Raw genomic sequence first — 24,387 nt, 5'->3', positions numbered from 1 at the left:
CCGGCACCCTCCTTTTCGGAGCGAATGAGACCGTCATGGCTTTGGTCGCCGAAAACAACGCACCCAGAAGGGGCCTGCGGGCAAACCTCCCGCGCTCGCCGCAGATGGCATCGCTCGTCATCCTCCTCGTGGTCCTGGCGGGCTTCGCGGTGGCCGACGAGAATTTCCTCTCCCCGCTCAACATCACCAACATGATGGCGTTCCTGCCCGAGCTCGGCATCATCGCGCTCGGCATGACGCTGCTGCTCACGGCAGGCGAGTTCGATCTTTCGGTCGGCGCCGTCTTCGCGCTGGCACCGGTGCTGGTGATGCTGCTGGTACAGCAGGGCGTGATGGATATCGGCCTGGCGCTGCTGGTCGGCCTCCTCCTCTGCGTCGCGATCGGCTGGGTCAATGGCGTGATCGTGACGAAGATCGGCATCTCCTCCTTTCTCGTCACCCTCTCCATGCTGCTGATCCTGCGGGGGGTGGCGCTCTACATCACCCAGGGGTTCCCCCTGAAGTCGTGGGACCAGCCCGGCCCCTTGGTGACGCTGCTGGCCGGCAGCTTCCAGGCCGGAGCCTTCAAGCTCTACACCTCGCTGTGGTGGTTCATCGGCCTCACGGCCGTGTGCATCTATCTCCTGAACTATGCCAAGCTCGGCAATTGGATCAGCGCCATCGGCTCGAACCGCAATGCCGCGGTCGCCCGCGGCGTGCCGGCCGACGCCGTGAAGATCTGGCTGTTCATTCTCACCTCGGTGCTGGCCGGGCTCGCCGGCATGATCAGCGCCTTCCGCATCTCCGCCGCGTCCCCGGTGGCCGGCACCGGCTATGAGCTCGAGGTCATCGCCATGGTCGTGGTGGGCGGCACCGCCCTCACAGGCGGGCGAGGCACCATCCTCGGCACGGTGGTCGGCGTGCTCATGCTGCGCGCCATCCGCAACGGCATCGTGCTGATCGGCGTGCCGGGCCTGGCTTACAACATCTTCCTCGGCGGCATCATCCTGGTGATGCTGATCCTGCACGCCTTGCTGCAGAAGAATGGCGGGAGGCGCTGATGGAAAGAGAAGTGCTGCGGCTCGAAAACCTGCAGAAGTCCTTCGGCAGCGTGCAGGCCCTGAAGGGCGCCTCGCTGACATTGCAGGAAGGAGAGGTCGTCGCCCTGCTCGGGGACAACGGCGCCGGCAAGTCCACCCTGATCAAGGCAATCTCCGGCGTCCATCCGAGCGATGGCGGGGCCATCTATGTGCGCGGCGACAAGGCCTCCATCCGCTCGGCACGTGACGCGATGGATCTCGGCATCGAGACGATCCATCAGGACACTTCCCTGGCCCCGGATCTGAGCATCGCGCGCAACCTGTTTCTCGGCCGCGAGCCGGTGAAGCTCGGCTGGCTCGGCGTGTTCGCGCCCATCGATTTCGGTGAGCTGCGCCACGTGGCGGCCGCGCTGCTGAAGCGTGTCGGCATTTCCAAGAAGCTCGACGCCGACGCCCTGGTCTCGACGCTCTCGGGCGGCGAGCGCCAGTCCATCGCCATTTCCCGCGCCATGCAGTTCGCCGCCAAGGTGATCATCCTCGACGAGCCGACCAACAATCTCGGCGTGGAGGAGACCCATGGCGTGCTGCGCTTCGTCAGAGACATGCGCGACGCGGGCCATAGTGTGCTGTTCATCACCCACAACATCCACCACGTCTTCGAAGTCTGCGACCGCCTGGTGGTGATGCGCCGCGGCGAGGTCGTCGCGGAGAAGACGGTGGCGGAGACCGATCTCCTCACCGTCGAGGGCATCATCATGGGCGTCGACATCAAGGCGCTGCTCAAGGACGCGAAGGCGCATTGAGAATGGTCGAACTGTTCGGACGCACCCTCACGCGCCGCCAGATCGGCGAACGGGCCGGCATGCTCTCGCAATTCGCCGGCGTGCGGCTGATGACGCTGGGCGACGGCGTCGAGCGCGGCATCCGCATGCTGGAATTCCGCACCGGCACGGGCCTGCGTTTCACCGCGCTGGTCGACCGGGCTCTCGACATCGCCGACTGCGAGTATCGGGGACGATCGATCGGCTGGCATTCCCCCACCGGTTTCCGGCACCCGGCCCTGCATGATTATGAGGGGGAGAACGGCCTCGCCTGGGCTCGTTCCTTCTCGGGCCTCATGGTGACCTGCGGCCTCGATCATATCCTCGGGCCGGAAGAAACGCCGGCCGACAGCTACAATTATCCGGGCAAGAAGAGCATCAGGCACTCGCTGCATGGCCGCATCGGCACCATCCCCGCCCGCCTGACCGGCTATGGCGAGAGCTGGGACGGCGAGCGCTGCGTGCTCTGGGCGGAGGGTGTCGTGCAGCAATCGGCCGTGTTCGGCGAGGACCTGCATCTCCTGCGGCGCATCGAGGCCGATCTCGGCGGCAACGAGATCCGCATCAGCGACCGCGTGGTCAATCACGGCTTCCGGCGGACGCCGCACATGTATTTCTACCATATCAATATCGGCCATCCCGTGCTTGACGAGGGCTCGCGCTACCTCGCCCCCATCGAGGATGTCATCTGGGCCGCCCATGCTGGCGAGGCCTATCGCCGGCAGGAGGTCGGCTATCGCGTTGCCCCTGCCCCCCAGGCCGGCTTCCGCGAGCAGGTCTGGCAGCACAGGCTCGCCGCCGATGTCGCCGGCGAACAGCCGGTGGCTCTCGTCAATGATCGCATCGGCCTAGGCCTGATGGTGGTGACGCGGCAGGACCAGTTGCCCTGCCTCTATCAATGGCAGAACTTCCAGCCCGGCGAATATGTCCTCGGCATCGAGCCCTCGACGCATCACGTTCTCGGCGATCTCGCGGCGCGCGAGCGCGGCGAGATGATCTGGCTGGAGCATGGCGAGGAGCGTCGCTACCAGGCACGCTGCAAGATCCTCGACGGCGGCGATGAGATCGCGGCGGCGGAAAATCTCATCACCGGCATCGCCCGGCAGCCCCAGCAGGATTTCCCCCTGCCATCCGGGCTGTTTCCGCGCCTGGAGGGACGCTCGTGACAGGGGCGGCGCTGACCGGGAAGACGCGGGCAGAGGCCGCGACAACCACACGAAATGAACGGCATGGCCATGGCGACGATGCATAGGAAACGGGACTACAGCCTGGTCGGCGAAAGCACGCGCCAGGCCATCGAGACGGGACTGGCCTCCACGGAGTGGTACCATACCGATATTCCGCGCAAGGTCATGAAGGAGCTGATGCAGCGCTCGGATGGGCCTGCCATCCGTGACACCATCATCTGGATTACCGCCATCCTTACCTCCGCGGCAGGCGGTATCTGGTTCTGGGGCAGCTGGTGGTGCCTGCCCTTCTTTTTCGTCTACGGCGTTCTCTATGGCTCCTCGAGCGACTCGCGCTGGCACGAATGCGGCCACGGCACGGCCTTTCGCACCCGCTGGATGAACGACGTGGTCTACCAGATCGCCAGCTTCATGCTGATGCGCAATCCCGTCACCTGGCGCTGGAGCCATGCCCGCCACCACACCGACACCATCATCGTCGGGCGCGATGCCGAGATCGCCGTGATGAGGCCGCCGGACCTGATCCGGCTGGTGCTGAACTTCGTGGGCATCATCGACGCCTGGTATTCGCTGATCGCCCTCGGCCGCAACGCGCTGGGGATCCTGACACCCGACGAGCAGAGCTTCATTCCCGAGATGGAGCGGCCCAGGGCCGTGACGGCGGCGCGCTGGCATATGGCGATCTATCTTGCCGCCATCATCGCGGCACTCGCCACCTGGTCGTGGCTGCCGCTGATGCTGATCGGCCTGCCCCGGCTCTATGGCTGCTGGCACATGGTGATGACCGGCCTGCTCCAGCATATCGGCCTTGCCGACAATGTGACGGACCACCGGCTCAACACCCGCACCGTCTACATGAATCCGATCAGCCGCTTCATCTATTGGAACATGAACTACCACGTGGAGCATCACATGTTCCCGATGGTGCCCTATCACGCCTTGCCCAGGCTGCATGAGCTGATCAAGCACGATCTGCCGGAGCCCAATCCCTCGATGTGGCATGCCTATCGCGAGGTGTTTCCCGTCGTGCTGCGGCAGCTTCGCAACGAGGATTACTTCCTGCTGCGGGAACTGCCGCCCACGGCCCGGCCCTATCGCGCCGAATTCCATGAATTGGCCGTGGCCACGGCCGCCGAGTGAGGACTAGGAATGACCCGCACCAGACCCACGATCGCCGATCTGCGCGCCCTCAAGGGCAAGAAGCAGCTGACCATGCTGCGCGTCACCACGCTGGAGGAGGCCGAGGCCGCCGAGCGGGCGGGCGTCGACATCGTCTCCATTCCGCCCGAACTGATCCTCCATCCGCACTATCGCGATGCCGCGCCGAGCCTGTTTTCCATGCCCGGCGATAATTTCTACGAGATTGGTACGGCCGACGACTTCGTGCGCTGGTCGTTCCGCATGATCAAGGCCGGCGCCGATGCCGTCTATTGCAGCGCCTCCTACGCCACGATCAAGCGTATGGCGGACGAGGCGGTTCCCGTCATCGGGCATGTCGGCCTGATCCCCTCGCGCAAGACCTGGACAGGCGGCTTCAAGGCCGTCGGCAAGACGGCCGACAGCGCCCTCCAGGTGTTCGAGGCCGTCAAGCAACTCGAAGCAGCCGGCGCCTTCGGAGCCGAGATCGAAGTGGTGCCCGTGGAGGTCGCCGAGGCGATTTCGCAGCGCACCAGCCTCTTCATGCTGTCGATGGGCGCTGGCGCCGGTTGCGACGCGCAATATCTGTTCGCCGAGGATATCCTCGGTATGAATCGCGGCCATATGCCCAGGCATTCCAAGGTCTATCGCAATTTCGCCGCCGAATATGACCGCCTGCAGGCCGAGCGCATCGCGGCCTTCCGCGAATATGTGTCGGATGTGGAAACCAACGCCTATCCTCGGGAACAGCACATCGTGCATATGCCGCCGGATGAATTGAAGACGTTCATGGCGAAGCTGGAGGCAAGCTGAGGCCGTTGGAAGGCCGCCTTTTCCCGTCGGCCAACGCCGCCGTCAGAGAAGGACATCACGTATGTCCGCCTGCAGTACCGGCAGCACATCGGTTTCGAACCACGGATTCCGGCTGAGCCATTTGTTGTTGTGCCAGGATGGATGGGGCAACGGAAACTTACGCATCCGCGGGTCGCGTCGATAGACATCCCGCCAGCGTCTGACGGTCTCGTTGACGCCCCATCGCGCGGCTTCTGGCCCGAGATGCCAACGCTGGGCATAGGACCCAATGACCAGCAAAAGCTGCACCCGCGGCATTTGCGAGAACAGCCTGGCGCGCCAGAGTTCTGCACACTCCCGACGCGGCGGCAGATCACCGCCGTTGGAAGCCAAGCCGGGAAAGCAAAATCCCATCGGCAGAATGGCAAACTTCGCCGGATCGTAGAAGCTCGCTTCATCAATTCCGAGCCATCGCCTCAAACGTACCCCGGATGGGTCGTCGAAGGGACGCCCGCTCTTATGCACCCTGGTTCCCGGAGCTTGGCCGACTATGCAGATTCGGGCATCCTGAGACGCCTGTATCACCGGTCTCGGTTCATGAGCCAGCGGCGCGCCGTAACGAGGGTGATCGCGGCAAGTGCGGCAGGCGCGAATGCTGCTCACCAGCGTCTCAAATGGGGAACCCCGCTCGTTTGCTCTCGAAAAGCAGGGCTCTCCGGACATCCGTGGCTCGATCGCGTCGTCAGTACTCATCTTGCTGCGCCGGACAGCTCCACACACCCGAGTTCACGCCGGCTCGAGGGCGCCACCCCTGTGAGCGGCGACATGGTCGGTCTTGTCGCTCTTGATTTCATATTGGGGATCGTCTTCCGTCGCACGGTGCGTATGCCCCTTATAGTCGAAATCACGGGTGTGGACCGCGATAATCGTCCCCGATACGCGGCCTGCCTCCGAATTCCATGTGACGTGATCGCCGATCTCAAATCGTTTCGCCATCGTGCCAACGCCTCGTTCCGTTACACCCCCAGCTTGCTCGTATCATTCTGCTCCCGATCATGGACGTTTTGGAGGGCGAGGTAGCCTCCTTCTTGTCGCATGTGCTGCTCCCGGCGAACGGCCGAATCGAGCAGGGCTCACAACGCTTGGCCGGCCGCTCGCCCTCTTGGAACCATCGGCCCCTCCTCCCGTTTTTCCAGAGGAGGAGGTAACACATGGCTTCCATAGCGTTCACCCATCCGATCGATATAGACGGTATCTCCATCAGCGATGCAGACGCGGCGGCTGACTATCTGCTCAACAACTGGCCCGTCGACAGCGGCGAGCGATATGACTTCGCAAAGCGGGTCTGTCTCGAGGTGATCGAGGGCAAACGCGACCCCGAAGACGCCAGGGCCGCCTTCCTGCTCGCTGCGGAAGAAGCTGGGGTGATCCTTGCCAGATAAACCCCTGTTTGCCGGAACGAAATGAGGCCACGGCGGTTGAGACGGTGGAGGACCGATATGTACAACCGTGCTTGGCAGCGCCCCGTCGAACTCCAAACCTATATCGGAGATTACCGCATCATTGGTTCGACAGACGAAGCTGTCATCTTCTTGCTGAAGCATTGGCCCATCGATGCGGACGGGGCGCCTGCTTCGGGACGTCAGGGCTTCTTGGATGCCCTTGAAGGGGCAGAATCGGTCGACGATGCCCGTGCCGCATTCATCGAGGCCTGCATTCAACTCGAAATGCATGTCGCCGAGAAATGGGGAGGGAAAAGCCGAACCGGCAATTATTGAACCTATCGCCCTGCCGACGATCGATTTGCTGAGCTACGCCATGAATGTCAGACTCTGGAGTGTCCCCGTGAAACTCGAAACCCGTGTCGGGCAGGTCCGGCTGATTGCATCGGCGGAGGAAGCTTCCGATTTCCTCCTGAACCATTGGCCGACCGAAGGCGGGGAGAAGCATCTCCTCGCCAGACGCGCTTGTGTTGAAGCGCTGGCCGGATCGATCCCCGCCAGCCTCGCCCGGAAGGCATTTATCGAAGCCTGCGAGGAGTCCGGCATGCACGTCGTGCCTTGAGGGAGAGAGTGGAATGCCTGATCCGAAAGAACCGAAATCGCCGTCGCCGGCTCCCACGGAAAGTCCGCCGCCGATGCCGGAGCCCAATCCCAAGCCCCCCGAGGAGGTGCCGATCATACCGCCGCCTCCGGGCAATACGCCGCTCATGCCGGATGTGCCGAATCCGCCGGAAATGCCTCCTCTGGTCGATCCCAAGCAAGTGTGACCGGAATGGAAACCATAGGGGCGCCGTCCCGCCCGATGTCCCGGCGCGGCCGTTTCGATGTGGCGGCCGGCATGAATGACGCCGAGGATGCCAGAAAGACCGTCTGAGCCTGTAGAGAAGCGCGCGGGTGGCTCATGCCGTGAAGGAGATCCGAATGCCCGAATCCAAGCGTCGGAAACCACTCACCGGCCCGAAGCACAAAGAATCTGGCGGCAAGGAAAGCCAGCCGGAAGAAACACCGCTCGTGCCTCCCAGCGTCGACTATCCGGCCCAGGCGGATGACAAACCTGTCATCGAGCCTTCCCCACAGCCGGCCAAGAGAAGGAGGCGCGGCGTCGATCGTATGCATGTCCTCTAAGGGCAGTCCGTCACCGCACTCTCACGGAACACCGCGGGAAGCCCGTGTTCCCGATTGTCATTCGATAGGCCGCCGCTTTGCGCGCTGCGGCTTGTCGTCGTTGCATGAACGCCGAGGAAAATGAAACGGCCCGGCTCTCGGACCTGAGGGAAAGATCAGCAACGAGGAACCGGACCGTCGGACTCTACTTGCGAGGTCAATCCAGAGTGACACAAGAACCTAACGACCTCGCCCCTTCCAAACTGCTCCGAGGCCTGACCGTTCCCTAAAATCGCACAGCCGAGCCTTGCATTAGGTGCCGGGCCTGTTCGTGCGCGAGCGCGTCTCTGTTTTACTATGGACAATGTTCGATCCAGCACGAGCGACATCGTTCTAGGCTAGGGGTTTTGTCGATCGAACTGCCCACGCCCCTGTATAATCGAAGCCTTCATTCTCATCCAAGGTCAGCGCTACGGGCGTCAGCACCAATTGCGCGTCCCCAACGGCGACCGACACTTCCTCGGAGGTATGAACGAGAATACGGCCGATAACGGGATCTCCCACTCCGGGCACGAGCGTTATCAGGGCGCCTTCGTGAAAATCGGGCTGGCTCTGGCCGTGCGCAGCAGAGAACGTGACGAGGCTACCCACCGCGATCGGTTCGGGAGTGTTTGAAACCATGGATATGATCCTTCCGGACACCGGGGTCAATCTTCAAGCGCGCGGACGGCTATGTCCGTCGCTGCGCAATACTCAGTCCGCGCGCTCGAACTCTGGAAGCGCGGCGAGTACCTCGAAGTGTTCGGCTTCGAACAGCTGAGGTATCTTGCCAGGATCGCGAATAGCCGAAAAGTCCGCGGGCACGTCTGGATGGGCTTTCGACTGCCGATAACGCATCACTGCTTCCTTCAGACTGACATCATGGCCTTCGAAACTGACGATCTCTTCCGGGTCGTAATCGAACGTTGAAATCATCACTTCTACTCCCTCTGGCCACACAACCCATGAGCGGCACAAAAGATCCAGGTTGCGGCCTTGGTCGACACCGTGACCTGCGGTCACTTCTCCCTGGTCGCGGTGGGCCGCCCGCTCGGCTCCACCTGATTTTCCGGAGCACGAAACTTTCAGCCTCGCCGCTGGTTCCTGGACGAGACGCGATCTGGAAGGTCCCATGTCGAAAGCTGATTGCCCGCCGCCGCCGCGGGCGACCTACCGTTTGCAGCTGAACTCCCGCTTCAATTTTGCTGCAGTCGAAGCCATAGCCGGCTATCTCGCCCGATTGGGAGTCAGCCACGTCTATGCTTCCCCGTTCTTGAAAGCGCGGCCGGGCAGCAGCCATGGCTACGATATCGTCGATCACTCCGCTCTCAATCCCGAGCTCGGCACGACGGAAGATTTCGACCGGATGACGCAGGCGCTGCGCGCCAATGGCCTGGGGCTCATCCTCGACTTCGTCCCGAACCATATGGGCGTGAACGGCGCCGACAATCCCTACTGGCTCGACGTGCTCGAATGGGGCCAGGAGTCCGCTTATGCCGGCTGGTTCGATATCGACTGGCGGCCGGAACCGTCGCATCTCGATGGCAAGGTCCTGGTCCCCGTGCTCGGCGACCAGTACGGCGCGGTGCTTGCCGGCGGCGGCCTGGAGCTGCGCCTCGACGCCGCGGCCGGGGAGATCGCCGTTTGGGCGCATGGCGCCCACAAGCTTCCCATCCGTCCCGGGCATTATGGCCGCATCCTCGGGAACGATCACGCCGAGCTCGAAAGACTGAGCGATGCCTTCTCCCACCTCGAGGGGTTCCACCCGCATGAACGACGCCGGGCCGGAGAACTCAAGGCCGACCTTGCCGCCCTGGTCGCGGCGGATCCGAAGATGGCGGCGGCCGTCGCCGAACGTCTGGGGCATTTCGCCGGCCTGGCCGGCGACTTGGAGAGCTGGAAACGGCTCGACCGTCTGATAGCCGACCAGCACTGGCGCGTGGCCCATTTTCGCGTGGCGGCCGACGATATCAACTATCGCCGCTTCTTCAATATCAGCGATCTGGCCGGATTGCGCATCGAGCATGAGGAGTTGTTCGAGCACGCCCATCGCTTTGTCTTCGAATTGATTGCCAAGGGCGTGCTGGACGGGCTGCGCATCGACCATATCGACGGCCTGCTCGACCCCAAGACCTATTGCCGACGCTTGCGCGAGAAAACGCCCCGGCCAGTCTACCTGGTCGTCGAGAAGATCCTCGGAGAGAGCGAGGAACTGCGCGAGGATTGGCAGGCCGATGGCACCACCGGCTACGAATTCGCCAACCTTCTCACCAATCTCCTGATCGACCCGAACGGCCAGGCGAGGCTCGACGAACTCTATCGCCGCTTCAGCGGCGAGCGGCGCAGCTTCAAGGCCATCAGCCGCGAGTGCAAGCTGGCCATCATGGAAGACGAGATGGCCGGCGAACTCGGCGGCCTGGCTCGCGAAGCGGCCCGCATCGCTCGTTCCAATCCGCGTACCGCCGATTTTACCCGCAATGTGCTGCAGCGCGCCCTCAGGGAAATCGTCGCCGGGTTTCGGGTCTATCGCACTTATGTCGACATGGATGACGCCACGGCGGCCGATCTCAAGGAGCTCGAAACCGCCTTCGCCCACGCACGGCGCTCAGGAGGCGGCATCGATCGTTCGGTGTTCGACTTCCTGTTCGCGCTGCTCAGCGGCGAGGCCGTTGCAAGGCCCGGCAGCGGCTTCAGCAGACAGGACGTTCTGGGTTTTGCCATGCGGTTCCAGCAATATACCGGGCCGATCATGGCCAAGGGGGTCGAGGACACCGCCTTCTATCGCTACAACCGCTTTATTGCGGCCAACGAGGTGGGAGGCCATCCCGGCCACCTTGGCGCCAGCGTCGAGGCTTTCCATGCCGCCAATCTCGCCCGCCATGCGGGTGCCATGCTGGCGACTTCGACACATGACACCAAACGAGGCGAAGATTGCCGGGCGCGCCTGGCCGTTCTCAGCGAGATTCCCGTGGACTTCGCCGAGGCCGCCGCCCGCTGGCGCACCATGCTCGGCGGAACTGAGGCCGGGCCTGATGGCAACGACATCTTCCTGTTCTTCCAATTGCTCGTCGGCGCCTGGCCCCCGGGCCTCGTCCCTGCCGACCCCGGGGCGCTGCAGCGTTTCCAGGAGCGCCTCCAGCTCGCCATGCTGAAATCGGCGCGCGAGGCCAAGATTCATACCAATTGGGCCGCACCCGACGAGGCCTATGAAAAGTCCCTGCACGACTATGTTGCAGCCGCTTTCGCAAATCAGGATTTTCTTGCCGATTTCATCGGCTTCGAAAAGCGCGTCATCGAACTCGGTGCCGCCAACAGCCTCACGCAAACCGTGTTGAAATTCACCGTGCCCGGCATTCCCGATATCTACCAGGGCGCCGAGGCCTATGATTTCAGCCTGGTCGATCCGGACAATCGCCGCCCGGTCGACTGGGCCTGGCGCAAGGACGGCCTGGAGAAGCTTCGGCCGATCGCGCGAGACGATCTGCTCGACGGAAGCGCCAAATTGGCCGTCATCGCCAATCTGCTCGCGCTGCGCCGCCGGCATGAGGCCTTGTTTGCCGAAGGGGACTATCGGCCCATCGAGATGGCAGGCGATCGCTTCATCGCCTTTTCGCGCCAGCACGGCGATTGCGCCCTCATCGTCGTGGCTGCCCGGTTTCCGGGCCGGGGTCCCATCGATGGGTTCCTGCCCCTTCCCCATCATGACCCGGTCTATGGCGATATCCTCTCCGGACGCCAGATCACCCCCGGCAAGGAAGGCATCGATCTTGCGATGCTGCTGGCGGAGCTGCCCGCCGCCGTGCTGGTGCCGCAGACACCGCCCGCAATCCGGCATTCCCAGCCATGACCACGTTCCCAGGCCGTTACGAACCACGCTTCGGCCCCGCCCTGTGCGACGGCAAGGTATTGTTTCGCCTCTGGGCACCCAAGCAGCGCCGGATCGGCCTGCAACTGGGCCAGAAGACCTACTCGATGCAAAACCATGGCGGTTGGCATTGCCTGCCGGTGGCCGCCGACTTCGGTGCCCGCTACCGCTTCGTGTTGGAAGACGGCATGACGGTGCCTGATCCGGCCAGCCGCTTCCAGCCCGAGGACGTCCATGGGCCGAGCGAGCTGGTCGACCCGACGGCCTATCGCTGGCGCAACACGAACTGGCGGGGACGCGCCTGGCATGAAACGGTGCTTTACGAACTTCATATCGGTACCTTCACGCCGGAGGGCACCTTCGCCAGCGCCGCGCAGCAGCTCGGCCGACTCAAGGAACTGGGAGTGACCGCCATTCAGCTCATGCCGGTCGCGGATTTTCCGGGGCAACGCAACTGGGGGTATGACGGCGTCCTTCCCTTCGCCCCGGACGCCGCCTATGGCCGGCCGGAGCACCTGAAGGCCTTCATCGACGAAGCCCATGGCCTCGGCCTCTCGGTGCTGCTCGACGTCGTCTACAACCACTACGGCGCCGAGGGTAACTATCTGCCGCTCTATGCTCCCGTCTTTACCGAACGCCACCGGACCCCCTGGGGCCCGGCCGTCAACTATGACGACGAAGGGTCCGCGGAGATCCGGGCCTTCACCATCGAGAACGTGCTCTACTGGCTGAAGGAGTTCCGCCTCGACGGATTGCGTTTCGATGCCGTGCACGAGATACGGGACGCGGGTGAACGCCATCTGCTTGCCGAGATCCGCGCCGCAGTCGGCGCCGTCATAGACGATCGCCCTGTTCATCTCGTGCTGGAGAATGAGGAAAACAGCGCCGAATGGCTCGCCCGGCAACCGGATGGAACACCCACTTTCACCGCGCAGTGGAATGACGACGTCCATCACGCCCTGCATGTGGCGGTGACCGGCGAGGATGCCGGCTATTATGGCGACTATGCCCGTCGGCCCGAATTGCTCGGCCGCGCCTTGGCGCAGGGCTTCGCCTTCCAGGGCGAGACGATGCCCTATCGCGGCAGCATCCGCGGGCAACCCTCGGCCCATTTGCCACCACATGCCTTCGTCGCCTTCCTGCAAAATCACGACCAGATCGGCAATCGCGCCCTCGGCGATCGCATTCACCACCGCCATCCGCTCCAGGCCGTGAAGGCTGCCGCGGCCGCCTATCTCCTGGCACCGCAGATCCCCATGCTGTTCCAGGGCGAGGAGTGGGCGGCCTCCACGCCTTTTACCTTCTTCTGCGATGTCGAGGGTGAACTGGCCGATGCCGTGCGCAAGGGCCGGCGCGAAGAATTCTCGCGTTTTCCCGAATATGCCGAACCGCAAGCGCGCGACGCCATTCCCGATCCCGTCAGCGAACAGACCTTCCTCTCGGCCAAGTTGCTGTGGCAGGAACGCGAGAGCCCCCTGCATGCCGAAATGCTGGATTGGTACCGGCGGATCCTGGCAGTGCGGGCCGCCAGGATCATGCCGCTCATGCCGATGCTTCCGAAGGCCGGCCGGTACAGGATCGGCCAGGACGGGATCGTCTGCGTTGATTGGCGGAGCACGAGCGAAACGATGCTTCGCCTCGTTCTCAACCTCAGCGATGCGCCGAAGCCGATGAAAAAGCCGCCGGATGGCGACCCTATCTGGACGGAAGGGCAATGGGAGGGCACAGTCCTTGGCGCCTGGACCGCTGTTTGGACGATGGAAACACCGAGAGGATCTTCCACGTGACGTGTCAGGAAAGCGCAAGCAACCCGCCGGCGCAGCCAGAGGCAATTCCTCTCTGCTTCGGCCCGATCTCATGTAGAATGAATGTCGCGAGCGTATCGAGGCCGCATCCCAAGGCTTGAATCGGCGCTCACATGCCAGGACGGCGATGCTGAGATGGCGAAGCTATCCCCCGCCCAGATCCGTGCACTGACCGCGCTCGAGGCGGGGGCCGAAGTCATGATGACGCCCGGAGGCGTGCCCATCGGAGAGATGCCCGACGGCGTTCGATCGCAGCGAACCTTTTGGCGCCTGCGCTTCCTCGGCTTCGTGGCGATCAAGCCTCGGCCATCGGCCAATTACTGGGAGATTACCGAGGCCGGCAGAACCGCACTGCAGGCGGAGAAGTGGCACAACGGTCAGGCCTGATCGACAGGCGCCAGATAGAGCTGCTCGGCCCAGGGCAAGCCGGCCCTCAGTCTTGATGCTCGGGCATGGCCTTGAGCTGATCCTTCGTCCACGACGTCACCGCGTGTATCTGACCATTCTCGTCCCGCATGAAATCGAGGTCGGCAACCCTCACGGCCACGGGCTTGGCGCCGATGCCGAGGAAGCCACCCACATCGATAACGACAATCGTGTCCGTGCCCACACCGTGGACATGGGAAACACTGCCGATATTCTCGTCTCCCGGTCCGTATATCGTCGCGCCTTCCAGAAATTCGGGCGTCAGTTCGCTGGCGGCAAGCCTGATATGGGAGCTGTGGTCCATGGCCGGTCCTCCTGTAAGGTTTGATGGTATATAACAGCTGAGTTCGCCACATGTTCCACAATATCATCGCGGGCGAGAAGTCGATATGGCTCGAAATCGAGAATTTCCATCGTCCTGAGATTTCTCGGGACTGCCGTCTATTCTGCAGAGAACGATCACGAGCGCGAGCAGAACATTACTTCTTCACGGGATTGCTCATATCAGGAACCTCCTCCCCAAGGGCGGTGGCAAGATCGATCTGGTGGTCCTGTTCATCCACGAGGATCTGACGAACCTGTTCGGCGAGGGCAAACTCACCCAAGGCCTCGCATTGACGCACGCGTTCCCGATAATTGCGTACTGTCTCATTCTCATTATCCAGGTCGTATCGCAGCAATTCCCGGGCCACCTCGGACGTCTTCACTGGCTTCGGCACGACGGTCGGCACCTTGCCGAGATAATCGATTTGACGGGACAGGATGAGCGCATGCTTCAGTTCGTCATGGGCATGAGCTTCCAGCTGGGCGGCGATACTCATATATTCGGCGCCCTTGATGACCTGCGAGTACACGACATAAGCAATAATCGCCTGATATTCGCGGGAAAGATCCTCGTTCAATAATTCCGCAAGACGATCCCGAGAGATCGGTAATTCACTGCTCACCTTCGGTGATATGGCCATTGTGCTCATCCCGTCTTCGAACTGCACGCTGCCCCAGACCCTCCGGCTGAACTCAGGCCCGGATGTTTTGTTCCTCAATGGCAGGCCCAGGCTCGGCATCGTGGCCGACGGGAATTCTTTTCACCGCAAGTGCCGTTTGGTCACCATAGACGCCAAGCCGCAGGGTGCTACTGTCCCTATCCGGTCAAGCTGCCGGGTCGCGCACGGCGACGTTCGGGTGCTCTTCTGCCTCGCTTCTGGGCACGCGCATTGCGAAAGGAAAAGCCCATGACGCCTGCTTTTTGCCGCTTCGAGCGGGGACGCGACTTTCATCCTGTCGATGTGAACATAAATCGGATCCGCTATCTGGAAGGCAAAGGCCACACCACGTCCATCCACTTCGACGATGGCGAATACATCGTGGTCTACGGCAACGCGCTCAGCGTCTGCATGCGCATCCAGGACGCAAGCCAGAGAAAACCGCCCAGGCCGAGAAGCAGGCCTGGCCTGGTCCTCCATCAATCCTGTTAGACGCCGGCGTGGAACTAAGCCTTCGCTCATCGGTTGAGTCTTCGTCGATTTTAGACAGCCCAACTCGCCCGCTGCCTGAGAGGCAAGCGGGCTATTCTTTTCCGGGAGGAGAAGGCGTAAAGGGCGCTCGCGAACGCGAGAAACGACACGCAGTGGGCATGGTGTCCACGGTCCTAGTACAGGGCCTGCTAACCCGAAAGGAGCAGGACCGGTGAAACCGATTTTCTGCAGTTTCGAACGCAGTTTCGATCGTCACCAGATCGAGGTGAACGTGAACCTTGTCCTCTATCTGGAAGGCAATGACGACGGCACGACGACGATGTATTTCGCGAAGGACGAATTCGTGGTCGTCAGGGGTAACCTCGCCGAGACCCGCGGCCACATCGAAACGTGCGCGTCGATAACCCCGCCAGCGGACGTAGCGGCCTGAAGATAACGCACGATACTGCCGGTCAAGAGTTCACCCAAGTGCCTTCCATATTTGCCCGCTCGTTGCTTCCTGTGCACGGCGGGCAAATTTTTTAACCGTAAGGTTTCAGGCGGTATTGAACCCGAAAACGCCATCGCTAAATTCCGCCACTGGAAGAGCCATCGTTGCGCTCGCGTTTGTGTGGGATGGTAGGAATGCAGGAAGCGCAGAAGACGACGTTCCAGCCGGAAGGGACGAGAACGAAGGCCAATATCCCGATATTCTGCGCATTCGAACGAAGTTTCGATCGACATCCGATCGAAGTGAATGTGACACGCATCTGCTATATCGAAGGCAATGATTGCGATAGTTCGACATTGTACTTCGACGTGGAGCACTTCGTCGTCGTCCATGGCAAGCCCGAGCAGATCAGGGCCCAGATCGAGACCCGGGTTTCGCAGTTGCTGAATCTTCGCACTCCCCAAGCATCCGACCTTGCTTAAGCATTCGGCGCCTTCTTGAAACCTGAGGTTCGCCTCGCGTGCCGCCGGCGCGCCAGAGCGAAATACGTTCAAATGTGAACGCTTATTTGCTCTAGCTCTTTGCGTCGACGCGTCTTCGCGATGCTTGGCGTCTCCATCGAATCGAAGAACGCCATAACGACAGGCTGTCGCGAGCTGGACAGCCGATCCGCCACCGCCGACATCACCGGGCTCGGCAACGAGAGCGATGGCCGGACTCGGCAAAATGGCTCCGGCCTATCGCCGAAGCCAACGAAGCGGTACCGCAAACGCATCCGGCTCGCTGATCAGGCCGCCTTCTTGTTGACGCCTGCCACTGCGAGCTTGGTGAGAAGCTCGTCGGTCTTGATCTCCTCCTGAAGCGTCTGGTCGAGGAGTTTTGCGATGTCCGGCTTGCCCAGTTGCTGGGCCCAGGTCTTCAACGTGCCGTAGCGCGAGATCTCGTAGTGCTCGACGGCCTGTGCGGCGGCGGTGAGACCGGCATCCAGCGCCGGCGCGCCCTTGAACTCCTCCATCACTTCCTTGCCTTCATCGATGATGCCGAGGATCGCATCGCAGGTCTTTCCGCGGGCCGGCTTGCCGAGCTTCTCGAAAATCTCCTGCAGACGGTCGACATGACCCTCGGTTTCCTCCCGATGCGTCTCGAAGGCCTTCTTCAGCTCAGGCGTCTGGGCCTCTCGCGCCATCTTGGGCAGGGCACGCAAGATCTGCTTTTCAGCATAGTAGATGTCCTTCAGCGTCTCCACGAACAGGTCCTGCAATTCCTTTGCCATTGATTCCTCCTGAGTAATCCAAGCCGATCATGCGGCACCGGCTAGAACTGCGTTGCATGCGATGCGTTCCACACAAAGTGCTGCAATCAGCTTCAGCATCGGTGGGCCGTGGCGGAACCGAAAGCGACCGAACGAGTTCATAAGCTCGCATTCCGACAGGAATGACGCCACACCGATCGAGCGAGCAGCTTGATTTGCAGCCTTCCGGAGTCGGCGCCCGAAACAGCCGGATCAACAATAAGAATATCTCGCAGCAAGGCGGACAAAAATGAGTGGAAGTGAGGGAGACCTCGAGCCGAGAGTCGCACGCAGCCCGGCCGTCGAGCCAAGCAAGCCTCGTATACTCAAAGTTCTCGGTCCCGGTCTAATCACCGGCGCATCCGACGATGATCCCAGTGGAATTGCAACTTATTCGCAGGTCGGCGCCCAATACGCTTATGGTGCCAGCTGGACTCTTCTGTTTTCTTATCCTCTCATGAGCGCCATCCAGATGATCAGTGCCCGTCTCGGCAGAACGACAGGCCGGGGCATAGCCGGCAATCTGCGCAAATATTACCCCAATTGGCTAGCCTATTCGGGTGTTTGCCTGTTGGTGACCGCCAACGTCATCAATATCGGGGCCGACCTCGGCGCGATGGGGGACGCCGTCAAACTCGTTATCGGCGGCCCGGCCCTCGTCTATGTCGTGCTTTTCGGAATCGGGTGCGCAGTTGCGCAGGTTTTCCTTCAATACAAAAAATATGTTCGCATTCTCAAATGGCTCAGCCTGGCCCTACTGAGCTATGTCGCTACACTTTTCATCGTGAAGATTGACTGGCTAGCCCTGGCGTCAGGACTTTTTATGCCGCGTATCGAATTTTCCTCCGACTACCTGATGGCAATCGTCGCGATCTTCGGCACCACCATCAGTCCGTATCTCTTCTTCTGGCAGGCCTCGCAGGAGGTGGAAGATCTGAAGGAAAAGCCCAAGCGCAAGCCTTTGAAGGATAATCCGGAACAAGCCAAGGAGGCTGATGAACGCATCGAATTGGACACGCTGGTCGGCATGGGCGTTTCCAATTTCATCGCGCTTTCGATCATGGTGACGGCAGCTGCGACGCTCAATGTGCACCATATCACCAACATTGGAAGTTCGGCGCAGGCGGCGGAGGCGCTGGAGCCGGTGGCAGGCAAATTTGCCCAGTTTCTGTTTGTCATCGGCATTGTCGGGACGGGGCTGCTGGCAGTGCCGGTGCTTGCCGGATCGGCCGCCTATGGGCTTGGCGAAGCGTTACGCTGGCCCACCGGCTTGGCCCGCAAGCCCAAGGACGCCAAGGCCTTCTATGCCACGATAGCGATCGCAACCATGCTTGGCGTGGCCTTGAATTTCGCTCCGATCAATCCGATCCAGGCGCTTTTTTGGAGCGCGGTGGTAAACGGCGTCGTCGCAGTCCCGATCATGGCCATCATGATGCTGATGTCGACGAACAAAAAAATCATGGGCGAGCAGGTGATTGGCGGCTGGTTGCGCAGCCTGGGCTGGCTCTCCACTGGCGTCATGGCGCTCTGTGCCATGGGAATGGGGGCTTCTGCCTTCTTCTGAACCAGCCGTCGGATCGAACTGTAACCCTGGACGGGATCGACGACGAGATCGATCATTTCGACGTCCATCCCTCCGCCTCGTAGGCCGACCGTACCGTACTAGGATCGAGCGACGGAAATTTCGCAAAGATCGCCCTGACCTCGCCTTCTCTGTCATCGGCCACTCTGGCCGCCACCAGGCTGCGCCCGCGCCGCAGGGATTCGGCATATAAATGAGACTCGGCCCTTGGAAAGCCGGCCTCGGTAAGGGAGCCTATCGCGCTCCCCGCCCCCGCACCGACGACGGCCCCGGTCGTGGCGCCGGCAACCATGGTCGCGCCGACGAGCGCCGCGGCTATCCAGCCGGCGGCAACAACCTGCCCGACACCGGGAGCGGCCAGCAGCGCCAGACCAGCCAGCACGCCACCCGCTCCCCCTAATGCCGCGCCCGCTCCCGTACCGGCAATCACGTCGCGCTGAAAACTATTCGAGGCCTCCACATCGCCGGTCACCAGTGAAATATCCGTATTTGGAATGTTGGCAGCCTCGAGCTGGGATACCGCTCGCTCCGCGTCCTGATAGGTCTCGAATAAAGCCGAGATAATCCTGATCATCTCAATGCCCTCCACGGAACATATGGATTCTCAACCCAGGGGCGGAAGCGATGTTCCCTTCGAGGCCCGCTCGACCGCTTGGTCCCCCTCCTCCCGGATGGTCGGCGGGATCCTTTGCCCCGCTGCCGAGTTAGGCCATCGGAGAGGACACGCCAGGCCCATGGAAATCCTGAAAAAGATCGGGAGGCCGTGCAGCCCGAATCCGGAGACGAGCAATGCCGAACAGGAAAACCATCGAGAAGGCCCGAAAGGACGAACGCGAAGGCAAGTCACCGAGCACCCAGGCCGGCGAGCACGGCGCGCGCTCGGCCAAACAAGCCATCGCCATCGGATTGTCCGAGGCGCGGCGCGCCGGCGTCGACCTGCCGCCGCCCAAGAAGGGCAAGGTGAAGGAAAGTACGCGCAAGAGCGCCGAATATGCCTATGAGGTCGGCCAAGGCGAACGCGTACCCAGGCGCCGCCCGCGTGTCTCCAAAGCCGTTTCCGAAGTCCTCGAGCACGAACCTAAGGACAGTGCCTCCCATGAGGCACTGTCCCGGCAGGCCAAACGAGCGGCTTCCCGCCGCACGGCCGGAGAGCGCTCGAAGGCCGCCGAAAAGGCTGCGGAGACGAAAGGTGGTTCGGGCCGCTCCGCCGCCGCCCGCAAGGCGGCCCGCACGAAGGGGCCTCGCGGAAGAAAGGAAGCTGCCCGAAAAGCCGCGGAGACGCGAGCCCACCATAGCTGAAGAAGATTCGGCCTCACCCGGCACCGCCCTGATGTCTGCCCTCGACGGTGACCACTGGCCATGACCACGTCGAAGCCGGCGCCGCCGATAGGGGAGTGTGTTCATGGCGCATCTCGTCGAACCCCGACACCATGTTTCTCTCGGGGACTATGAAGGCATTGCTTCCCTCAGCACGGCCGTGCGTGAGATGCGGCAGGAGGCCGAGAGCCTGCTTCCCTCGCTGAAGGGACGCCGCGTATGGATGGTGAACAGCACCAGCCGTGGCGGCGGCGTGGCCGAGGTGCTGCCGCCATTGCTCGCGCTGTTGCGCGAGCTCGGCGTCGAAGCCAATTGGTTGGTGATGGATTCGGAGAATCCCGCCTTCTTTCAACTGACCAAAAGGCTGCATAATCTGATCCATGGCGAAGGCGATCCCGATCTCGGAAACGAAGAGCGCCGGCTCTACGAGGAAGTCAGCCGCCAGACCTGCGAAGCGATCCTCCACCATGCCGCCCCGGGAGACGTACTTGTCATCCACGACCCGCAACCTCTTGGAGCAGGTGCGCTTGCAAGCCGGAAATCGGACATTGCCACGATCTGGCGCTGCCATATCGGGCTCGATCGCGAAACTCCGAAGACCCGCGCCGCCTGGGCATTTCTCGAAGACTTCACCAAGGCCTATGATCACGCGGTGTTCACAGCCCCCGAATATATTCCTGGCTGCCTGGCCGGGCGGGCGAGCATCATCCATCCAGCCATCGATCCACTCAGCCACAAGAACAGGGATCTGTCGGTCCATAAATTGGTCGGCATCCTCGCCAATGGCGCCCTGATCCGTCCGCCCGGACCCGTACTGACACCTCCATTTTCCGACCAGGCACAACGACTTCAACGGGACGGAAGCTGGGCACCCGCGACCGAGCCGGAGGACATCGGCCTCCTCCACCGGCCGATCGTGACGCAGGTCTCGCGCTGGGACCGGCTGAAGGGATTTCGCCCGCTGATGGAGGGTTTCGTCGCCCTCAAGCGCGGCCAGGCGAACAGGGAGAACCTGGAGGAGCGGCATCGGCGCTCCCTGCAATTGTCGCGCCTGGTCCTGGCGGGACCTCACCCGGCCTCGATCCAGGACGATCCCGAAGGCAAGGCCGTGTTGACGGAGCTTGCCCGGGCCTATGTCGGCCTCGAACCGGAACTTCAGGCGGACGTCGCGATCGTCGTGCTGCCCATGCGTTCGAAGAAGCACAACGCGCTGCTGGTCAATGCGCTGCAGCGCTGCTCGGACATCGTTGCCCAGAATTCCGTGCAGGAGAGCTTCGGATTGACCGCGACCGAGGCCATGTGGAAACGCGCTGCCGTTTTGGGCTCGCATGCGGCCGGCTTGCGCCAGCAGATCCGTCCCGGCCTGGACGGCTGTCTGCTGGCCGATCCGGAGGACCACCGCCAGATCACGGCAGGACTTGACGACCTGCTGCGCGATCCCTGGAAGCGCGAAATGCTCGGGCGGAGCGCCCAGCAACGCGTACACGACAATTTCCTGATCTTCACCCAGCTTCGCCGCTGGCTCGTCCTGATGACGGACACGGTCAAGACCCGCTGGCCGTGACCGCCGGAATCCCCGGGAGAGATCGCGATGCGTGAGGGCGAAAGCCGCAGCCCCCGTCTCATGAAACGACGGACAGGCCCGCCTCCTCGCAGGCATCGATGAAGGCCTGACGGGCGTCATCGGGCGGACGAATGCCGTTCACGACATCGAGGCAGGCGCGACGCGCTTCCACGAATTTCTCGCCGGTCTCGATGGGCCAATTCAACAGTAGGAAGTTGGCTGCTTCCTCGGTGGTGGCAATGATGCGGGGCTGCCCCGCACCGTTTTTCAGTCTAACCGGGCTACTCCAGATGTGAACATGCATCTCCTACCTCCGCTCTTCGGATCCGAACAGGCCGAAGACTGTTTCAGATCGGGCTTCAGGTTTTGCAGCAGAAAAAAGGGGGAACTCCCCAAGCCACGCAGGGGAATGGTGCGCGGCCTACACCTCTCCGGGGGGCTTCGGAGAGGGTTCCGGCGGCGGCTGTGGCACTTCCACCGGTGCAGGCGGCGCCGGGAGCGTCGGCGGAATCGGCATTTCGTTGGGCGAAGGCGGGCTTGGCTCGGGAGCCAGCGGCGGATCTTCCTTCGGCGCGGGATCGGCGGGTTTGGGTTCGTTCGGGTCAGGCATGCCGGGGTCCTTTCTACCCTCCCAACCTCGCCGCCGCCTCATGGTTCCCGAGTAAAAAAGCCAGGCTGCCCCTGCGGCAAGTCGATGCCTGCGGACGAGATAATCCGCTTGTCGGGTTGGTCGCCGCCGGTTCTGCTTCCTTCATCTTTCTCATGACATCCCGACGTTCAGTCACCGTTGCGGACATAGACCGTCGCGATGCCGTCTACCCTGGCCAAATCGGTCGCGGCCGCGATTGCCTCGTTACGCGTATGGAAAGGTCCAATCGGGTCGGAAGGGACGTTGTCGTCCGAATAGGTGGCGCTGTTTACCACCCAGACCGGGCCGGATGCTTCGATCAGAATCCAGTCGCACTGCGTCGGCAGATTTTCGTCTGCCCGAAGATATCGAACTTCGGTCATCGGCTCGGCTCCAGGCTGGGGCAACGCCAAATGCTTCGCATTCATCGCTGCGCGCACTGCCAACTGATTTCTCGCTTCAATGTTCCCGGCAGAGCGCAGGCTCCTGCGTCACCGCCGCGGCGATGCCGATGCCACCCCGATTCACGAAGACATCCGGTGCCGCGAACTGTTTGCCATCGCCGCCATGAAGCCGAATTCGAAAGCCGGCTCGAGTCCCGCTTCGCCCAGTGCATCGATGAAGGCATATCGGGCGGCTTTGGCTTTACCGGGGTCCATCAGAGCCTCCAGACAAGCGGAGCGCGCGGCTATGTAAAGATCGTCACCCACTTCAGGCCAGCGATTGTCGAGAAAATCCAGCGCCTCCTGGACCGATCGGACGACGACGACCCGGCCTTTGCCGAGCCTGAACGAAACCGGGTGGTGGAACGGTATTGTTGACATTGAGCACCTCAAATAGACCAATAGCGTACATGGGCTGTTCGAAGCCGAGACAATGATTTGGATCTGCGGCTCGGGATTTCAAGATCGGTCGCGCCAAGGGGAACAAGACAGCCGTCCCTCGTGGACCTTCACCCGCCATAGCCGCCGACGATAGGCAGGATTTCACCGGTGATGAAGCTCGAACACTGAGGCGAGGCCAGGAACACATAGGCGGGCGCGATTTCCTCCGGTTGTGCGGGCCGGCGCATCGGCGTATCGCTGCCGAACTTGACGATGTCCTCCGCGGCCTTGTCCGACGGGTTCAGAGGCGACCATACGGGTCCAGGCGCCACCGCATTCACGCGGATTCCCTTTGAAATCAGATTTGCAGCGAGCGCTCGGGTAAAGGCATGAATGCCTCCCTTGGTCATGGAATAATCGAGAAGTTCCTTGGAGCCGAACATGCCGGTAACCGAGCCGGTATTGATGATGGCGGCTCGCTCCTTCATATGCGGTACGGCCGCCTGTGCCATGAAGAAATAGCCGTAGAGATTGGTCTTCAAGGTCAGATCGAAGTGATCCTCGGTCAGATCCTCGATGCTCTTGGCATGGACCTGGAAGGCGGCATTGTTGACGAGAACATCGAGCCGCCCAAAGTGCGCGACCGTGGTTGCGACAGCGCTCCTGCAGAAGGCATGCGAGCGGACGTCCCCCTCGATCAACAGGCATTGCCGGCCTTCGCGACGCACGGCCTCGCGCGTCACATTCGCATCCGACGGCTCGCCGAGATGAACAATGGCGACATCCGCCCCTTCCCTTGCGAAGAGCACGGCGACGGATCGGCCTATTCCTGAATCGCCTCCCGTTATCAGGGCCACTCCGCCCTCCAGCTTGCCCGAACCGCGATAGAACGGCGCGTCATAGAGAGGCGCCGGGTCGAGGTCGGATTCCTGCCCTGGTTTGGCCTGGTGCTGCTGTCCGAAGGGCGGAACCGGATAGGCGCGAGCCCCGGTCTGCGGGGCAGAAGCCTTGGCGTCCTCCTCATGACGCAAATCAGCCTTGGCGATCTGTCTTTGGATCTGTCGCTGACGCTCGATGGTGCCATTGCTGGTCATGCTTCGCTCCTGTTCGCGGTTGCAGTCGCCATCCGAGGCAGAGATGGCTCACGCTGGTCTGCACCCGAGGCGATGCGGACCGGCCCTGCATAACCGAGCCCGGTTGAGGTTGTTCCGGCAACTGTGCCGGAACAACCTGATGAGCCGGGTGGTTCGGCGAGGCGTTCGGCAAATCGAGTTCACGCCAATTGGAGTTCACGCCATGTCGATTTCCCACATGACCACCGACCATGCGCTCATTCGGCGTTGGGTCGAGGAGCGCGGCGGCGTGCCGTCGAAAGTCAAAAGCACGATGGATGGCGGCCTCCTCAGGATCGACTTCGGCGAGCCCGAGGAGGAACTGGAACCTCTGCCCTGGCCTGCATTCTTTGCCGTGTTCGAGGATCGCGACCTGGCCTTCCTCTATCAGGAACGCACCGAGGAGGGCGGAGTGAGCCGCTTCAACAAATTCGTTCAAAGGTCCTGAACCGAGCTGCGGCCGCCGG

32 protein-coding genes are annotated in these 24,387 nt (G+C 62.1%); 20 read left to right on the top strand and 12 right to left on the bottom strand.

The window, feature by feature from the left end; genetic code table 11:
- Positions 1-35: 35 nt before the first annotated feature.
- The 5 genes from C5L14_RS00870 to C5L14_RS00850 all read left to right on the top strand — a co-directional run bounded on the left by C5L14_RS00870 (position 36) and on the right by C5L14_RS00850 (position 4,977).
- Entirely contained in the window at positions 36-1,040 is a 1,005-nt protein-coding gene (locus C5L14_RS00870) for an ABC transporter permease (RefSeq protein WP_105860143.1), read from the top strand.
- Positions 1,040-1,822, top strand: coding sequence for an ATP-binding cassette domain-containing protein (locus C5L14_RS00865; protein WP_105860142.1), 783 nt, complete (start codon positions 1,040-1,042; stop codon positions 1,820-1,822). The genes C5L14_RS00870 and C5L14_RS00865 overlap by 1 nt, the downstream gene beginning before the upstream one ends.
- A gap of 2 nt (positions 1,823-1,824) precedes the next feature.
- On the top strand, positions 1,825-3,006 hold the full coding sequence (locus C5L14_RS00860; protein WP_105860141.1) for an aldose 1-epimerase family protein: 1,182 nt from the start codon (positions 1,825-1,827) through the stop codon (positions 3,004-3,006).
- Between the two features lie 69 nt (positions 3,007-3,075).
- Positions 3,076-4,167: a fatty acid desaturase family protein gene (locus C5L14_RS00855; protein ID WP_181160950.1), complete on the top strand. Its 1,092-nt coding sequence runs from the start codon at positions 3,076-3,078 to the stop codon at positions 4,165-4,167.
- Between the two features lie 9 nt (positions 4,168-4,176).
- Complete coding sequence (locus C5L14_RS00850; RefSeq protein WP_105860139.1) at positions 4,177-4,977, top strand: 3-methyl-2-oxobutanoate hydroxymethyltransferase; 801 nt, start codon at positions 4,177-4,179, stop codon at positions 4,975-4,977.
- 42 nt (positions 4,978-5,019) lie between these two features.
- Here C5L14_RS00850 and C5L14_RS00845 read toward each other — a convergent pair whose 3' ends face one another.
- Both C5L14_RS00845 and C5L14_RS00840 read right to left on the bottom strand, forming a co-directional pair.
- Positions 5,020-5,679 carry a uracil-DNA glycosylase family protein gene (locus C5L14_RS00845; RefSeq protein WP_105860629.1) on the bottom strand — a complete coding sequence of 220 codons (660 nt, stop codon included), beginning with the start codon at positions 5,677-5,679 and terminating at the stop codon, positions 5,020-5,022.
- Between the two features lie 63 nt (positions 5,680-5,742).
- Positions 5,743-5,952: a DUF2945 domain-containing protein gene (locus tag C5L14_RS00840; protein WP_105860138.1), complete on the bottom strand. Its 210-nt coding sequence runs from the start codon at positions 5,950-5,952 to the stop codon at positions 5,743-5,745.
- A 215-nt stretch (positions 5,953-6,167) separates the two neighbouring features.
- Between C5L14_RS00840 and C5L14_RS00835 the strand changes: the two genes are divergently transcribed.
- The 5 genes from C5L14_RS00835 (at position 6,168) to C5L14_RS00815 (ending at position 7,583) form a co-directional block, all read left to right on the top strand.
- Positions 6,168-6,398, top strand: a complete 231-nt coding sequence (locus C5L14_RS00835) for a DUF982 domain-containing protein (protein WP_105860137.1) — start codon at positions 6,168-6,170, stop codon at positions 6,396-6,398.
- A 57-nt stretch (positions 6,399-6,455) separates the two neighbouring features.
- Positions 6,456-6,734: a DUF982 domain-containing protein gene (locus C5L14_RS00830; RefSeq protein WP_181160949.1), complete on the top strand. Its 279-nt coding sequence runs from the start codon at positions 6,456-6,458 to the stop codon at positions 6,732-6,734.
- A 67-nt stretch (positions 6,735-6,801) separates the two neighbouring features.
- Positions 6,802-7,020, top strand: coding sequence for a DUF982 domain-containing protein (locus C5L14_RS30200; protein WP_181160948.1), 219 nt, complete (start codon positions 6,802-6,804; stop codon positions 7,018-7,020).
- Between the two features lie 13 nt (positions 7,021-7,033).
- Positions 7,034-7,225 carry a hypothetical protein gene (locus C5L14_RS00820; RefSeq protein ID WP_105860134.1) on the top strand — a complete coding sequence of 64 codons (192 nt, stop codon included), beginning with the start codon at positions 7,034-7,036 and terminating at the stop codon, positions 7,223-7,225.
- A 154-nt stretch (positions 7,226-7,379) separates the two neighbouring features.
- Positions 7,380-7,583 carry a hypothetical protein gene (locus C5L14_RS00815; RefSeq protein ID WP_105860133.1) on the top strand — a complete coding sequence of 68 codons (204 nt, stop codon included), beginning with the start codon at positions 7,380-7,382 and terminating at the stop codon, positions 7,581-7,583.
- A 372-nt stretch (positions 7,584-7,955) separates the two neighbouring features.
- Here C5L14_RS00815 and C5L14_RS00810 read toward each other — a convergent pair whose 3' ends face one another.
- On the bottom strand, positions 7,956-8,243 hold the full coding sequence (locus C5L14_RS00810; RefSeq protein ID WP_105860132.1) for a hypothetical protein: 288 nt from the start codon (positions 8,241-8,243) through the stop codon (positions 7,956-7,958).
- Between the two features lie 72 nt (positions 8,244-8,315).
- Positions 8,316-8,537 carry a hypothetical protein gene (locus C5L14_RS00805; protein WP_105860131.1) on the bottom strand — a complete coding sequence of 74 codons (222 nt, stop codon included), beginning with the start codon at positions 8,535-8,537 and terminating at the stop codon, positions 8,316-8,318.
- 196 nt (positions 8,538-8,733) lie between these two features.
- Here C5L14_RS00805 and treY point away from each other — a divergent pair, with 196 nt between their 5' ends.
- The 3 genes from treY (at position 8,734) to C5L14_RS00790 (ending at position 13,658) form a co-directional block, all read left to right on the top strand.
- Positions 8,734-11,448 (top strand): malto-oligosyltrehalose synthase, encoded by a 2,715-nt coding sequence (gene treY, locus C5L14_RS00800; RefSeq protein ID WP_105860130.1) that lies wholly within the window; start codon positions 8,734-8,736, stop codon positions 11,446-11,448.
- Positions 11,445-13,253: a malto-oligosyltrehalose trehalohydrolase gene (gene treZ, locus C5L14_RS00795; protein WP_105860129.1), complete on the top strand. Its 1,809-nt coding sequence runs from the start codon at positions 11,445-11,447 to the stop codon at positions 13,251-13,253. Before treY ends, treZ begins: the two co-directional genes overlap by 4 nt.
- Before the next feature lie 153 nt (positions 13,254-13,406).
- Entirely contained in the window at positions 13,407-13,658 is a 252-nt protein-coding gene (locus C5L14_RS00790) for a hypothetical protein (RefSeq protein ID WP_105860128.1), read from the top strand.
- Between the two features lie 46 nt (positions 13,659-13,704).
- Here C5L14_RS00790 and C5L14_RS00785 read toward each other — a convergent pair whose 3' ends face one another.
- Positions 13,705-14,001, bottom strand: coding sequence for a photosystem reaction center subunit H (locus C5L14_RS00785; protein WP_105860127.1), 297 nt, complete (start codon positions 13,999-14,001; stop codon positions 13,705-13,707).
- 175 nt (positions 14,002-14,176) lie between these two features.
- Positions 14,177-14,662, bottom strand: a complete 486-nt coding sequence (locus tag C5L14_RS00780) for a ferritin-like domain-containing protein (protein ID WP_105860628.1) — start codon at positions 14,660-14,662, stop codon at positions 14,177-14,179.
- A 267-nt stretch (positions 14,663-14,929) separates the two neighbouring features.
- On the opposite strand from C5L14_RS00780, the gene C5L14_RS00775 reads away from it, so the two are divergent.
- From C5L14_RS00775 to C5L14_RS00765, 3 genes are all read left to right on the top strand, one after another.
- Positions 14,930-15,172, top strand: a complete 243-nt coding sequence (locus C5L14_RS00775) for a hypothetical protein (RefSeq protein ID WP_105860126.1) — start codon at positions 14,930-14,932, stop codon at positions 15,170-15,172.
- A 211-nt stretch (positions 15,173-15,383) separates the two neighbouring features.
- The gene (locus C5L14_RS00770) at positions 15,384-15,602 is read left to right on the top strand and encodes a hypothetical protein (protein WP_105860125.1); all 219 of its coding nucleotides are present in this window, start codon (positions 15,384-15,386) and stop codon (positions 15,600-15,602) included.
- Between the two features lie 194 nt (positions 15,603-15,796).
- Entirely contained in the window at positions 15,797-16,084 is a 288-nt protein-coding gene (locus C5L14_RS00765; RefSeq protein WP_105860124.1) for a hypothetical protein, read from the top strand.
- A gap of 305 nt (positions 16,085-16,389) precedes the next feature.
- On the opposite strand, the gene C5L14_RS00760 is transcribed toward C5L14_RS00765, so the two are convergent.
- A complete protein-coding gene (locus C5L14_RS00760; protein ID WP_105860056.1) occupies positions 16,390-16,875 on the bottom strand; it encodes a ferritin-like domain-containing protein in 486 nt (161 codons plus the stop codon).
- A gap of 268 nt (positions 16,876-17,143) precedes the next feature.
- Between C5L14_RS00760 and C5L14_RS00755 the strand changes: the two genes are divergently transcribed.
- On the top strand, positions 17,144-18,457 hold the full coding sequence (locus C5L14_RS00755; protein WP_105860123.1) for an Nramp family divalent metal transporter: 1,314 nt from the start codon (positions 17,144-17,146) through the stop codon (positions 18,455-18,457).
- A 52-nt stretch (positions 18,458-18,509) separates the two neighbouring features.
- On the opposite strand, the gene C5L14_RS00750 is transcribed toward C5L14_RS00755, so the two are convergent.
- Positions 18,510-19,049, bottom strand: coding sequence for a general stress protein (locus tag C5L14_RS00750; protein WP_105860122.1), 540 nt, complete (start codon positions 19,047-19,049; stop codon positions 18,510-18,512).
- A 215-nt stretch (positions 19,050-19,264) separates the two neighbouring features.
- Between C5L14_RS00750 and C5L14_RS00745 the strand changes: the two genes are divergently transcribed.
- A complete protein-coding gene (locus C5L14_RS00745; RefSeq protein ID WP_105860121.1) occupies positions 19,265-19,774 on the top strand; it encodes a DUF6496 domain-containing protein in 510 nt (169 codons plus the stop codon).
- Between the two features lie 103 nt (positions 19,775-19,877).
- A complete protein-coding gene (locus tag C5L14_RS00740) occupies positions 19,878-21,356 on the top strand; it encodes a glycosyltransferase (protein WP_105860120.1) in 1,479 nt (492 codons plus the stop codon).
- Between the two features lie 58 nt (positions 21,357-21,414).
- Here C5L14_RS00740 and C5L14_RS00735 read toward each other — a convergent pair whose 3' ends face one another.
- The 4 genes from C5L14_RS00735 to C5L14_RS00715 all read right to left on the bottom strand — a co-directional run bounded on the left by C5L14_RS00735 (position 21,415) and on the right by C5L14_RS00715 (position 23,902).
- Positions 21,415-21,660, bottom strand: a complete 246-nt coding sequence (locus C5L14_RS00735) for a DUF982 domain-containing protein (RefSeq protein ID WP_105860119.1) — start codon at positions 21,658-21,660, stop codon at positions 21,415-21,417.
- 473 nt (positions 21,661-22,133) lie between these two features.
- Positions 22,134-22,367, bottom strand: coding sequence for a DUF2188 domain-containing protein (locus C5L14_RS00725; protein ID WP_146126800.1), 234 nt, complete (start codon positions 22,365-22,367; stop codon positions 22,134-22,136).
- Between the two features lie 141 nt (positions 22,368-22,508).
- Positions 22,509-22,808, bottom strand: a complete 300-nt coding sequence (locus tag C5L14_RS00720) for a DUF982 domain-containing protein (RefSeq protein WP_105860117.1) — start codon at positions 22,806-22,808, stop codon at positions 22,509-22,511.
- A gap of 128 nt (positions 22,809-22,936) precedes the next feature.
- Positions 22,937-23,902, bottom strand: a complete 966-nt coding sequence (locus C5L14_RS00715) for an SDR family oxidoreductase (RefSeq protein ID WP_105860116.1) — start codon at positions 23,900-23,902, stop codon at positions 22,937-22,939.
- Between the two features lie 202 nt (positions 23,903-24,104).
- Between C5L14_RS00715 and C5L14_RS00710 the strand changes: the two genes are divergently transcribed.
- Positions 24,105-24,368 carry a hypothetical protein gene (locus tag C5L14_RS00710; protein ID WP_105860115.1) on the top strand — a complete coding sequence of 88 codons (264 nt, stop codon included), beginning with the start codon at positions 24,105-24,107 and terminating at the stop codon, positions 24,366-24,368.
- The last annotated feature ends 19 nt before the right edge of the window (positions 24,369-24,387 follow it).

The organism is Labrys okinawensis, from assembly GCF_002982075.1.
Taxonomy (GTDB): domain Bacteria; phylum Pseudomonadota; class Alphaproteobacteria; order Rhizobiales; family Labraceae; genus Labrys; species Labrys okinawensis_A.
Note: the sequence above shows the minus strand (reverse complement) of the source record. Positions and strands in the feature narration are given on the sequence as shown.